The organism is Mycoplana rhizolycopersici, from assembly GCF_013378445.1.
Classification (GTDB): Bacteria; Pseudomonadota; Alphaproteobacteria; order Rhizobiales; family Rhizobiaceae; genus Mycoplana; species Mycoplana rhizolycopersici.
The window spans coordinates 1-13,087 of the sequence record NZ_JABXYK010000036.1 but is presented as its reverse complement, the minus strand read 5'-3'; the positions used below and the strand labels follow the sequence as shown (position 1 = coordinate 13,087).

Sequence of the window (13,087 nt, the reverse complement as noted above, 5' to 3'; positions counted from 1 at the left end):
CTTCAGGTCGCCGGTGAGCGTCGGCGCGTCGTTGACCGGGGTGACGGCGAGGTTGAAGGTTCCGGCGACCGGTGTCGAGCCATCCTCGTTGCCGTCCTCGACGGCGACCTTGAAAGAAGCCTTGGTCGATTCTGCACCGGAATGGACGAAACTGACCTTGCCGGCGGCAAGCTCGGCGCCGGTGAAGCTCGTCGCCGCCGTGCCGTTGACCAGAACCTTGCCGGCCGTCTGGCTTGAGACGGTGAAGCGGACACCCGACGCCGTGTCGTCGGGATCGGAAAAGTTCAGGTCGGTGGTCGTCAGCTTGTAGCTGCCGCTTTCCTTGACGGTCGCGGCAAGGTCGCCGGTCAGGACTGGGGCCACGTTGCCGGAGGCATCGACTATGACGTTGCTGGTCGGTCCGACGTTGTTCAGCGTCGGCTTGACGGTGTTGCCGGCGCCGTCGCGGATGCTTCCGCCATTGAGGTCGAGAGTGGTTCCGACTGCTATACCGTCCAAATCCCACTGGCCGGTGGTGACGATCAGACGGAACATGAGCGTGTTGGAGCCGCTGCCAGACAGATACTCGGCATAGGCGACCTGGCTGCCGATCTGGACGGCGAAGCGCGGCGTTCCAAAGCTCGTGTCGACTATCGCGGCTTCTGACATGTTGACGACGAAGTCGAGCGACTGCCCGGCATGATAGGTGCCGGGAGCAGGGCCAGAAACGCTCGCGACCTCCGGCAAGAGACTGTCGATGATGTAGTTGCCAGAGGCGGTGGTTCCGAAGCCGGCGTTGCCGGAGGCATTCAGCACCCCGGAATTGTCCAGCGTGATGACGTTGCTCGTATCATTGGTGCCGGCGGTAGGCGTGAACGTCGCCGTCCAGGTGACCCCGCCGTCCGACGAGGTGACCGCAGACAGTGAGCCGTTGGAGACCGTGAGATCGGCGTTGGTGAACCCGGTCACCGCCTCGTTGAAGGTAAATGTTACCAGTGTCGTTTCGCCAACCGCCAGCGCGCTGTCGGCGACGACGATCGTGGCCGTCGGACGCACCGTGTCGACGGCGTAATTGTTGGAATCGGTGGTTCCGGACCCGGCGTTGCCGGAGATATTCACCACTCCGGAATTGTCCAGCGTGATGACGTTGCTCATATCAGCGATGCCGGCGGCGGGCGTGAACGTCGCCGTCCAGGTAGTGCCGCCGTCTGACGAGCTCACCGCGCTGAGCGTGCCGTTGGCAATAATCAGGTCGGCGTTGGTGAACCCGCTCACGGCCTCACTGAAGGTGACGGTCACCAGCGACTGTTCGCCCGCTTTCAACGCGGTATCGGCGACAATGATGGTGGCTGTCGGACGCACGGTGTCGATGGTGTAGTTGGCGGAGTTGGTGGTGCCCATCCCGGCATTTCCGGCGAGATCCGCAAGTCCGGCATTGTTCAGCGTGATGAGGTTGCTCATATCAGCGATGCCGGCGGTGGGCGTGAGCGTGGCCGTCCAGGTGATGCCGCCGTCGGACGAACTCACGGTGCTCAGAGTGCCGTTGGCAATGCTCAGGTCGGTGTTGTCGAACCCGGTCACGGCCTCGCTGAAGGTGAAGGTGACCAGCGAGGTTTCGCCTGCTTTCAAGCTGGGGTCTGCGACAACGATGGTGGCCGTCGGACGATGGCTGTCAACTGCGTAATTGTTGGAGTCGGTCGTCCCGCTCCCGGCATTGCCTGCGGCATCGGCCACGCCGGTATTGTCCAGCGTGATGAGGTTGGTCGTATCCGTGATGCCGGCGGCTGGCGTGAAGGTTGCCATCCAGGTGATGCCGCCGTCGGACGAACTCACAGCGCTCAGAGTGCCGTTGGAAATTGTCAGGTCGGCATTGGTGAACCCGGTTACGGCCTCGCTGAAGGTGATGGTGACCAGCGAGGTCTCGCCGACACCGAGCGCGCTATCGGCGACGACGATCGTGGCCGTCGGGCGCATCGTGTCGACCGCGTAATTGTTGGAATCGGTCGTGCCGGACCCGGCATTGCCGGCCCAATCCACAACGCCTGAATTGTCGAGCGTGATGAGGTTGGTCGTATCCGTGATATTGGCGCTCGGCGTGAACGTCGCCGTCCAGGTCACGCCGCCGTCGGACGAGTTCACCGCGCTCAGCGTCCCGTTGGCAATGGTCAGGTCGGCGTTGGTGAACCCGGTCACGGCCTCGCTGAAGGTGATGGTGACCAGCGATGTTTGGCCAATCCTCAATGCGGTATTGGCGACAACGATGGTGGCTGTCGGACGCACCGTGTCGATGGCGTAGTTGTCGGAATTGGTCGTGCCCGATCCGGCATTGCCGGCCAGATCCGCAACGCCGGTGTTGGCCAGCGTGATGAGGTTGGTCGTATCCGTGATGCCGGCGGCGGGCGTGAGGGTTGCCGTCCAGGTGATCCCGCCGTCGGACGTGCTCAGCCCGGCGAGCGCGCCGTTGGACGCAGTCAGGTCGGCGAGGGTGAACCCGGTCACGGCCTCGCTGAAGGTGATGGTGACCAGCGAGGTCTGGCCGACACCGAGCGCGCTATCGGCGACGACGATCGTGCCCGTCGGGCGCATCGTGTCGACCGCGTAATTGTTGGAACCGGTCGTGCCCGATCCGGCATTGCCGGCGAGATCCGCAACGCCGGTGTTTGCCAGCGTGATGAGGTTGGTCGTATCCGTGATATTGGCCGTGGGCGTGAGGGTTGCCGTCCAGGTGACGCCGCCGTCGGACGAGCTCACAGCGCTCAGAGTGCCGTTGGGAATGGTCAGGTCGGCGTTGGTGAACCCGGTCACGGCCTCGCTGAAGGTGATGGTGACCAGTGATGTTTGGCCGATAACGAGCGCGCTATTGGAGACAACTATCGTGGCAGTCGGACGCACCGTGTCGATGGCGTAGTTGTTGGAATTGGTCGTGCCCGTCCCGGCATTGCCGGCGGCATCCACAACGCCGGTATTGTCCAGCGTGATGAGGTTATACGGATCCGTGATATTAGCCGTGGGAGTGAACGTTGCCGTCCAGGTGATGCCGCCGTCGGACGAACTCACCGCACTCAGTGTCCCGTTGGAAACGATAAGGTTGGCGTTGGTGAACCCGGTCACCGCCTCGCTGAAGGTGATGGTGACGCCCGTCGTTTCGCCAATCTTCAATGCGGTGTTGGCGACGACGATCGTGGCCGTGGGGGGCGTGGTGTCCAATGTGGTCGCACCCACGGCTATATCGTCGATGAGGAAATAGAAATCCCTGGTTCCGTTTTGCTGCACGATGCGAAATTCGTCGATGCCGTCCCATGCCGCTCCGCTGAATGTCACCGTGATCGGGCTGCCGTTAGTTGGGAGTGAAAAATCCTGCAACGCGCCGGCGACCGGTGAGCCATTCCGGTAGCCGACCACCCGGATATCAGGATCCATGCTGTCGGAGCCTGCTTCATAGCGCACGATTGCGAAGCTCTGGAGCAAGAACTCCTCCCCGGACGTCCAGACGAAGCTTACCGCATCGCCCCCCAGGCCGGGAGCATCACCCACTACAAAAAGGGCGTAGTCCGATCCCGTTGAAATTGGCGCTATGTTGTTGTTGAGCTCGATGGCCTCGATCGACGTACCGTTCAGAAAGGAAACCGTCCATCCGCCTCCCTGCCAGGTAGGGACGGCATTATTTTCATCCACCAGTCCGTCGAAATTGATGCTTGTCGGTGCGGACATGTTCGCTGCTCCAGCGGTATCTTAGTTGTTCATTCTCGCCGTTGCGCAGTCGTAGGTACGGCAACAGGGTTCAGGCATTGAGGTTGTGTTGGCGCTGCAACGGACTGTGGGGCATCCAGCCGGCGCTTTCCTACATCCGCCACTTCAGCCCGATACGGACGGTGTCGAAGGTCACGTCGTTTTCGAAGCGGGGAAAGGCGCCCGGCGGGAAGGTGGCGGGCCCCGTGGCGGTGATGGTGCCAAAGTCGTAGTGCAGGTACTCGAGGCCGACTGACCAGTCTGGTCGGAAGCGCCACTCGACGCCGCCACCGGCGACCCAGCCGCTCTCGGTGCCGCCGCCGGCGACGTTCATGTCGCCCGATGTCGGTGTGGTGGGATTGGAGAAGGCACCTACGTCGACATTGGCGAGCGCGTAGCCGCCGGTGACGTAGAAGAGCACGTCGGAGGCGGCGACGCCGGCGCGCAGTCGCGCGCTCGCCGCCCAGTCCATGTCGAATGTCGCATGCGTGTTGCTGCTGATCGCTGACGTGCCGGTTGCGCCCAGATTCATCAGCGAGAAATCGATGACGCCGCCGAGCACGAAGGCGGCGCCGCCAAGATCGAACTGGCGGTCGCAGCCAGCTTCTACGCCGCCCGTCAATCCGCCGCCATCGGTGGAGATCTGATCGTAGGGCCCACCGACACTATTCCAGGCAACACCGCTGCCCGCGAGCGGGCCGTCCCGGAAGGGCGTATCGGTCGCGTCCGCCTCAGCGCGCCCGTAGCCGGCGTTGGCGCCGAGATAGCAGCCGGACCAGGTGGGTGTCGCTGCTGCCGAGAAAAATGGATCAGCGGCAGACGCAGATTGCAGGCCAAGCATCAAGGATGCAGCCATCGCGATGCAATGGGTGTTGCGCTTCAAAAAAATGCCCCCCAGCATTCGAATCCCCAACGTACGCAAGACGCCTCAGATCGAGGCTATAGAGGACATGATCGTTGTGCGCCAGTTGACCCGTTAGCAGAAGTTGTACTGCACGTTGCAATGTCATCGGCTGAGGTAGAAATATCACACGTCGTAGCCCAACTGTGGCCCATTCGGAGGTGGAGCAAGCACAGGTCGAAACTCCATGTTCCGAACGCGAGGGGCAATAACGACCGAACCGACCATCGTGTCGCACGCGAATCTTACCTACTAGGGGTGGCTGGCTGACAGTCACAGCACGCGGTGGCCTGCAAGATCAAGCGGCGAAAGAAGCGATCGCGGACGATACGCGATGAAAGATGCGTGACGCGCAACCTCTGCTCTTCGAACACGAAAGGAGCTTGGATGCTGTCCGAGAAGCCGGTGGGAAACCCCAACTCGATCTTGGAAAGGAATTCGTCCTGCGACAAGGTTGGCATTTGGCAAACACGTTCGTTGATGCCGGGGTAAGCGGCTCGTCATTCGAATCGCGGCCCGGCCTACAGGCCGCGTTGTCCAGGTCGAACATGTTTTCTCTACCTCACCCTCGATCGCCTTTCCCGAGACCTCGAGCACAGTGCCCGTATCCTCAAAATCCTGCAGTTTCATGATGTCGAGCTGTGGACGGTTCACGGCGCCGCGGCGGTGTCGTCAATGGAATTGGGACTGAAAGCGGTCCTCAGTCAGGAAGTGCTCGAACAGGTTCGTTATAGGACGCGCGGTTCTTTTTCCTCATGGCGATGCCCCTGCTTGCAGCATGCACCTCCGTGCCCTTGAAAGAGGGCGGCACGCTTTCCTCATACAGCCGTCTCAGTGCTGAGAAAGGCACGCTATCCAAGCGGCGCACTTATGTTGACAGCGTAGCTCTGTCACCCTTGAGAACTGCAACGATCATTCCCGCGAGTTTCACCCACGAGGCCCCCTCGCGAGTGGAATCCTCAGACGATCGCAGAATGGTGGCCAATATCCTCGATCGCGCACTCTGCATCTCGCTCAGCGACAGGTTTGACATGGTGCCTTACGGGCAGGTCGCTGACATGACCGTTCGTGCAGTCGTCACAGATCTCGTACCAACGGACAAGGTGGCAGCGGGAGCTTCGGCGGCGTTAACTCTCGGAACTGGACTTGCGCTTCCCGTAGCAGTTCCACGCCTGCCGATCGGGCTCGGCGGCATTGCCGTTGAAGCGGAAGCCGTCGACCAAACCGGTGCCCAGGTTGCAGCGACAGTCTGGGCACGTGGCGCGAGCTCAATTTTGAACACGGCGCAAGTATCCGAAGTTGGGGATGCTTACTCTCTAGCAGCCACCTTTGGGAGCGAGTTCTCGAAACTCCTGGTCGATGGCAAGGATCGAAATGGACCTGATCTTTCGTTGCCGTCGGCGCATCGGGTCCAGTCTTGGTTTGGCGGTACACCCAAACACGCCGCTTGCGACACCTTTGGGCGTTCACCTGGTCTGGTTGGCTTGGTCGCTGGCCGGTTTGGGGCACCACCAAAATGGACGGACTACCAAGCCCAACCAGGTGCATCACAGTAATGGCTGCGCAGGAGGAGCCACTGCCGGCAACTATTGGGGCTCGGGGGAGATCAACGCAGGAGCAATATGAAACGCCATGTCGCTTTCACGAAATCAATGAAGATCAAGGACTGTTCAAGCCTACGCGATCATCATGAGAGGCCCGTTCGCGAGAGCGGCAGCTTCTTCGTGCCCAATGCATTGACAATGGACATTAGAGCGGTGTTTTCCTCGCATATTGACCAAGCTCGATTGGGCATTCCGAAAAATGCCGCTATGACATTGATGGCAAGAATGCGCCAATAGCCGCCAAGCTCCAACACTTCGATCGCGACCGAAGCATCTCTTCCGGGAAGCTGCCATAAGGGTCCATCGCCATTGGAGCCCAGGTTATGACATCTTGCCCACCATCCACGACCGCATCCTTTTTAGGCTGGCATGTGGTCGCTGCAACCTTCGTGCTGGCAGTCTTTGGCTGGGGTGTCGGCTTTTACGGACCACCGATCTACTTGCAGATGGTGGTCCAGCGAACGGGATGGTCCGTCGCGCTTGTCTCGGCTGCCGTAACGCTGCACTTTTTGGTCGGTGCGGCCGTCGTGGCAAACCTTCCTCGACTGTATCGGCTTGCGGGCGTAGCCGCGGTCACCACCATCGGCGCGGTTATTCTCGCCATCGGCGTCGTCGGTTGGTCTGTAGCCGACCAGCCGTGGCACCTGTTTGCCGCCGCTGTCTTGAGCGGAACAGGCTGGGTTGCAATGGGCGCTGCGGCAGTGAATGCCATTATCGCACCCTGGTTTGTCCGCGCCCGCCCGGCAGCACTGTCCATGGCCTACAATGGGGCGAGTGTGGGTGGCGTGATCTTCTCCCCCCTGTGGGTTATGCTCATTGCCTCAAGCGGGTTTGCACAGGCAGCCGTCCTCGTTGGCATCTCCACGGTCACCACCGTGGTCGCCTTGTCCGTTCTGGCATTTTCTAAATCTCCCGACGTTCTGGGGCAATTTCCGGATGGAGCACGGCCCGACCACGGGGCCACGGCTCCACTGCTCGCTGCGCCCATAGCAGGCGCTTTGCTTTGGCGCGACCGCCGCTTCCTGACGCTGGCAGCGGGTATGGCTGCCGGGCTGTTTGCGCAGATCGGGCTGCTGGCCCATCTGTTTTCGATCATGGTTCCGGTCTTCGGATCACGGTCGGCGGGCCTGCTGATGGGAGGGGCTACAGTTGCGGCAATCCTCGGGCGCACTGGCATCGACTGGCTGATGCCGGTTTCGGCGGACCGCCGTCTGATTGCCTCCGCCAGCTATGGCGTGCAGATCGTCGGCACCCTGATGCTTTTGACGACGGGTGGAGGAAATGCCGCTTTAATGGTTGTCGGTGTCCTGCTTTTCGGCCTCGGCATCGGCAACGCCACATCGCTCCCGCCTCTCATCGCCCAGGCGGAATTCGACAAAGCCGACGTCTCCCGCGTGGTGCCACTGATCGTGGCTCTGAGCCAGGCGACCTATGCCCTCGCTCCCGCACTGTTCGGCATGGCCCGGACGATCTTCGATCCCGCCGTTTTCATATTGGCGGTGGCTATCCAGTTTCTGGCAGTTATAGCGTTTTTAGCCGGACGGCGTAAATGACCGCAAAGGGCCGCTTGGTGTCGCAGATGCTCCTGTAACCGCGACACCAATCTTGTGAACTATAAGAGGCGAACCGACATGCCCCCATCGACAATCATGGGGCTACCGGTCATGAACTGAGACCGATCTGAGAGGAGAAAAAGTGCGGCTTGAGCAATTTCCAATGCCGAAGCCATTCTTCTCATCGGGTGCAGGCCAGACACGAACTTCAAAGCTTCTGGATTACCTTCGCCACCCGCAGGGGTAACTGTCCCTCCAGGTAACAGCGCGTTGATCCGGATGCCCTCGCTGGCGTGCTCAGCGGCAAGCGATTGGACAAGCCCGTTCAACCCTGCCTTTGACGCGGCATAGGCTCCCATACCAGGTAGGCCACCGTTGCTGAAGCCGACGAAAGAGGACGTGAACACAATGGAGCCGCCGCCTTGTTCCTTCAGAACCGGAACCTGTGCCTTGGCTGCCCAGAAAGCGCTGGTGAGGTTCGTTGAGACTACTCTGTTCCAGTTGTCAAAGGACATCTCAGGTACCGAAAGCATGTCACCTACCACGCCCGCGTTGTTGAACGCCCCATGTAGGCTGCCGAAACGCTGCAGGGCTAACTCGGTCAGCGCACCCGCATAGTCTTGATCCAGCACATCACCTGCACGGTACACGACGCTGCCGCCACCTCTGGTGATGTCCTCGGCAATTGATTGAAGTTCAGCAGATCGTCGCGCCGCCAGAACGACGTTTGCCCCTTCCGACGCAAACAATCTGGCGGCGGCTGCGCCGATACCACTGCTGGCTCCGGTCACGATCAAAGTCTTGTTGGCCAGTTCCATTTTCCATCTCCTGTTTATGATGCAGGAGATGGTTATTGCGCCCTAAGGCTAGTCGCCACCCGTTTCCTGTCTCAGCGCGATGTCTGCAACGGGCCGATACGGTTGAAAAACTCGATAGATTTTCCGTCCATCCGCCCGTTTTGGTCTTTTGGGCGCAAGGTCATCGGTTATCTGCCCTGCGCCTCAGCGCAAGGTATCGATGTATGCTGCGCTCATGCGGCGATGGCGCGGTGTGAGGACCTTTGTGGCCTGAGCTTCGCGAGCCTCCGGAGGTTTTGGGCGGTTGCTGCCAGCAAGAATTCGTCTCGCGTACCGCACGGTCCTCTTAGCCTCAAACGCGCCATCCGCAGAATGCGCTTGAGATGGGCAAAGAGCATTTCGACCTTCTTGCTACGATGTCGGGACTGCACGTATTCAGGTATGCTGGCAATCGCTCGGGCAATATCGCGAGCATCATCGTTGAGATCACGCGGCACCCCGCGCATAGGCATATTCGGGCAGCAGCAAAGCTTTCGTTCGCACGTCGCAGTTCTTTTTGCTAACGCGATAGAGTCGTGTTCCTTCGCTCGTGATCACTGATCTGGGCGTTGCATAGGTTCGATAGAACTGCTTAATTCCTTTCCCGCAGGGCAGACGTAGCGATCATTCTCGGCCTCCCAGGTGAAGTCCGAACGCGAGAAGGTCCCGTCCGTCCGGTTCGATTTGTCCAAGACAGGAATGTGCCGCGCGATCTTCTTCTCCTGCACCAGCCAGGCCAGATTGTCGGCAGAACCATAAGCGCTATCGGCTGCCAGATAGTCTGGCCTCAAGCCGAAGCGGTTCTCGGTCCTCTCTATCATCGTGCGGGATGCTCCGACCTCCGCCTGGCGGATCGCACGTGTCGCCTCCACATCCAGAATGCCCCATGATCGGTGTCGATTAGATAATTGGTGGCGTAGGCGAAGAAGGCTTGACCTTTGTGGGCACCCGTACATTGCGCTGCTGGATCGGAAGGCGAGATAAACTTCGGCGTCACCGGCGATGCCGCACCGAAAGCGGCATCATCAAGAATTGCAAGGGCGATGTCACGTTGTCTGCAGCTTAACGTTTGGAGGATAATTCGGCTGAGATGAACTCGCCGAGGATCAGTTAAAAGAACCACCGCTTTCCACAGCAAGTCATCGCCCATGCGGTCTGGCTGTATTTCCGGTTCTCTTTGAGCCTGCAGCTGGTGGAGGAAATGTTGTTGGAGCGCGGCATTGTCGTGTCCTACGAAACGATCCGGCGATGGGGCCGGAAGTTCGGGGCGGCTTGCGCCAAACAGTTGCGCAGAAAGAAGCCGTCGCGAAAAGATATCTGGCATTTGGACGAGATGGTGATTTCCATCTGCGGTCGAAAACACTGGCTTTGGCGAGCGGTCGACCAGAACGGATATGTTCTCGACGAGATCGTCCAGGCCCGTCGCAATACCAAGGCTGCGGGATCAAGGCAGGTGAGCGCAGCTCGGGCGATTGGGCCCCGAGCCTGTCTAACGTCGGCGAAGATTTCGTTCATCGACCGGGAATAATGCAAGCATCCTGTACAGCGTGCTTTTTACAGGGAGTAATCATTTGCAAAATGGAAGTGAGGTCTGCCGACACTGACCTTTAGAAGCCCCGAATGACAAACCTGTCCCCCGGTGTGGTTTGGCTGACATGTCTCGACCAGCAAGCGCTGCCACGCTGCACCTACCCAAACCGCTTACCCACATTCATGAAAGGTGGACGTTTTCTTCGCAGAACCTCGACAAAGCCGATGCAGATCAGTGCAGGAAACACGCACTGGATATCTGCATATGCACACGAAGAAAATGACCATCGTTTCAGCAGAAAAACCCCGATGCAATAAACCGCTTAGCGCAATTGCGTCGGAATTTGGCAATGACGCGCCAGATCCGCACCATGCCATGGTCTTGCGAATATTGACCGCTATAAAGCGACTAGCTTGGAAGCGGAGCTTTCTGCTCTGGATCCGCTTTGCAGCCAACCCTCCGCTCACTTTAGCATGGTGGCGATGGATGACAACCGTTGTGGCATCGCGCGGCTATCCCTTCCCGCATGACGATCTTTTGCAGAAGCCCTTAGAGGCTGCCTCAAAAAGAGGTGGGTGATTTCAACAGGTTATGATTCCTTCGGATTTGCGAGATTCGATGGAGAACACAATGGCCTGGACCAAAATCACCCGCCGGCAATATGCCCGGCGAACGGCACGCTATGCAAGCGATATGACGGATCGGGAATGGGGCCTGGTTCAGCCTTTCCTGCCAATGCCTCGCCGCTTGGGCCGTCCACGGACCACGGATTTGCGTGAGGTGGTGAATGCCCTGCTTTACATCGCCACAACTGGTTGCCAATGGCGGATGCTGCCGAAGGATTTACCACCCTGTTCAACCGTCCAGCGCTATTTCTATGAATGGCGGGCACTGGGACTTTGGACACGCATCAACCATCATCTGGTGATGGAAGCCCGCGAGTTGGAGGGTAGAGAGGCAAGTCCGACGGCCGGTGTGATCGACAGCCAGAGCGTCAAAACCACGGAAAGCGGCGGCATACGAGGCTATGATGCGGGCAAGAAAACCAAAGGCCGCAAGCGTCATATCATCGTCGATACGCTCGGGCTGATGGTCGGTCTCATGGTGCACAGCGCCGACATCCAGGATCGCGACGGTGCTCCCGATCTCCTGAAATCCATCCGCCACCGGTGGCCATGGTTGCTGCATGTCTTCGCCGATGGAGGCTATGCGGGCGACAAGTTGAAGCGGCGACTGAAGAAGATCGGGCGCTGGACGGTCGAAATCATCAAGCGAAGCGACAAAGCCAAAGGCTTCGAGGTTCTGCCGCGTCGATGGGTGGTCGAACGGACCTTCGCCTGGCTCGGCAGATGCCGCAGATTGGCCAAGGATGTCGAACGCTCCATCGCATCAGCCGAGGCGTGGATCATGATCGCCCACATTCGTCTCATCACCCGACGGCTAGCAAGGTATGGATATCGTTGAACGCTTTTCGAATCCGACTCTGAGAGAACAGCCCGTTAGGTCGCACAACGACCTGTCAACGATCATCCTCATCGAGAAGGCTGTGAAAGAGATCGGTGGGCCAGATACATGGGCGGGATTTGCCTACTGGTCGCAAGTCTGCCGGGTGGCCGGTTTGAAAGACAATGTTGGGGACTGGAAGAACGCGCAGCAACAGACGGCCGAAGCCTACGAGCGGATTCGGCAAGCTTTGCTGGAGACAACGGATCGGGATAGAATCCTCGTTCTTCTCCGGGAAGGAATTCCCGTCCCCGGCCAGTAGGCCAGGAATAATCCTGGTGACCAGTGTTCGGGCTCGCCTCAAGCTAGGCAGAACACTCCGGGCATGTCGGCCCTAGCTGATTTTTCGGGGCCGTCCTCCCTTGGCCCCGTTGGCACGGCTTGCCTCGACCTTGGCCGCTGATCGGGATTGACCGCCTCGGCGCTGCGCATCCATGAACTTCGCAGTGCCGAATATACCGTTCATCAACCCGGCGATGGTGAAATCCAGGTCCAGGCTTTCCCAGTGCAGTCCGGTCTCGCCGAGAAGCTCGACCTCGGCCAACTGGGCGGCCGTGGCCTTCTCCAGCCCCTGGATCGATCGGGCGGGCACCATGAAGGCCGCGCCGTTGGTGAAATCCACGACGATCCGGCCGGATGCTTCATCGAAACGTGCTGATGCCGGGGTCGGCGCGCGGGCGCGCTCGGCCTCCCCCTTCAGGGTAGCGTCTCGGTAGTGGCGATCTTCAAAGACAACTTCACCCATGGATGCTCTCCCAATTCTCGATGAACAGGCGCTTGTTCGCCTGAACGATGGTAAGGGCGACGCTCAAGTCCCGCTTCTTCATTCCCCGGTTCGACAACACGGTGAGATCGAGGATATTGATGCGGGCCTCCCCGTCTCAATAGACATGGGTGTGCGCCGGCTCGTGGTCATCCGTGTAAATGACAAATCGCATTCCTGCTTCGCGGAGAACGGTGACCATGCTTCAAGATAACCTAACAGCTTGGGTTTTTCAAGGGACGTCGCCGCCCCGGCAGTTCCCGGTTCGATCTGCGCCGGAGGCGTGATCGAACCCGCGCGAAGCGCGGGACTGATGTTCCCCGTCCCGATACTTCACACGCACGGTCACGCACAGCGATAGTCACCCGCAGGGCCTTAGCGAAGCGAAGGACGGCCTCGGGCCGTTGACACAGCGAGCATGATGGTAAACTGACGGTCGGGATGGAAAAAAACTGGTCGGCCTTGGGCCGACTCCGCTTTATTCCCTCATAGGAATAGAACCAGATTGGGATTCAGTCTGCCTTCACGTTGTTTCTCCCCAGACGGGCCAGCGCTCGCGCAAGGGGACCGTCTTCGAAATCGAACAACGGACGCTCGGACAAGGGGAGGCTCTTCCTGTGCGCATCCAGCTCGGCGGCGCGGCTCTGCCGCGCCGGACTGAAATCCTCCGGCTCTGGTGCGGCCTGAC

General features: G+C 59.7%; 9 protein-coding genes and 2 pseudogenes. 5 read left to right on the top strand and 6 right to left on the bottom strand.

Annotated elements, in window-relative coordinates; translation table 11 throughout:
* Together HV823_RS26155 and HV823_RS26150 are read right to left on the bottom strand one after the other, a co-directional pair.
* Positions 1-3,690 (bottom strand): Ig-like domain-containing protein (locus tag HV823_RS26155; RefSeq protein ID WP_210270945.1); only part of this gene is annotated, 3,690 nt, incomplete at its 3' end.
* Between the two features lie 130 nt (positions 3,691-3,820).
* On the bottom strand, positions 3,821-4,609 hold the full coding sequence (locus HV823_RS26150) for an outer membrane protein (RefSeq protein ID WP_176952599.1): 789 nt from the start codon (positions 4,607-4,609) through the stop codon (positions 3,821-3,823).
* A gap of 755 nt (positions 4,610-5,364) precedes the next feature.
* Here HV823_RS26150 and HV823_RS26145 point away from each other — a divergent pair.
* Positions 5,365-6,165, top strand: coding sequence for a DUF3313 domain-containing protein (locus HV823_RS26145; RefSeq protein WP_176952598.1), 801 nt, complete (start codon positions 5,365-5,367; stop codon positions 6,163-6,165).
* Positions 6,166-6,536: 371 nt separating this feature from the next.
* The gene (locus tag HV823_RS26140) at positions 6,537-7,766 is read left to right on the top strand and encodes an MFS transporter (RefSeq protein ID WP_176952597.1); all 1,230 of its coding nucleotides are present in this window, start codon (positions 6,537-6,539) and stop codon (positions 7,764-7,766) included.
* Positions 7,767-7,825: 59 nt separating this feature from the next.
* On the opposite strand, the gene HV823_RS26135 is transcribed toward HV823_RS26140, so the two are convergent.
* Entirely contained in the window at positions 7,826-8,584 is a 759-nt protein-coding gene (locus HV823_RS26135) for an SDR family oxidoreductase (protein WP_176952596.1), read from the bottom strand.
* Positions 8,585-8,796: 212 nt separating this feature from the next.
* Positions 8,797-9,641 (bottom strand): annotated as a pseudogene (locus tag HV823_RS26130) (transposase); the annotation flags it as partial.
* A gap of 4 nt (positions 9,642-9,645) precedes the next feature.
* On the opposite strand from HV823_RS26130, the pseudogene HV823_RS26125 reads away from it, so the two are divergent.
* The 3 genes and pseudogenes from HV823_RS26125 to HV823_RS26115 form a co-directional block, all read left to right on the top strand.
* Positions 9,646-10,043 (top strand): annotated as a pseudogene (locus tag HV823_RS26125) (IS6 family transposase); the annotation flags it as partial.
* A gap of 720 nt (positions 10,044-10,763) precedes the next feature.
* On the top strand, positions 10,764-11,597 hold the full coding sequence (locus HV823_RS26120) for an IS5 family transposase (RefSeq protein WP_176952595.1): 834 nt from the start codon (positions 10,764-10,766) through the stop codon (positions 11,595-11,597).
* Positions 11,584-11,898 (top strand): hypothetical protein, encoded by a 315-nt coding sequence (locus tag HV823_RS26115; RefSeq protein WP_176952594.1) that lies wholly within the window; start codon positions 11,584-11,586, stop codon positions 11,896-11,898. The genes HV823_RS26120 and HV823_RS26115 overlap by 14 nt, the downstream gene beginning before the upstream one ends.
* Positions 11,899-11,970: 72 nt before the next feature.
* Here the strand turns inward: HV823_RS26115 and HV823_RS26110 are convergent, their stop codons facing one another.
* Together HV823_RS26110 and HV823_RS26965 are read right to left on the bottom strand one after the other, a co-directional pair.
* The gene (locus HV823_RS26110) at positions 11,971-12,381 is read right to left on the bottom strand and encodes a DUF2442 domain-containing protein (protein ID WP_176952593.1); all 411 of its coding nucleotides are present in this window, start codon (positions 12,379-12,381) and stop codon (positions 11,971-11,973) included.
* Positions 12,374-12,502 (bottom strand): hypothetical protein, encoded by a 129-nt coding sequence (locus tag HV823_RS26965; protein WP_343052093.1) that lies wholly within the window; start codon positions 12,500-12,502, stop codon positions 12,374-12,376. Before HV823_RS26965 ends, HV823_RS26110 begins: the two co-directional genes overlap by 8 nt.
* Positions 12,503-13,087 lie beyond the last annotated feature (585 nt).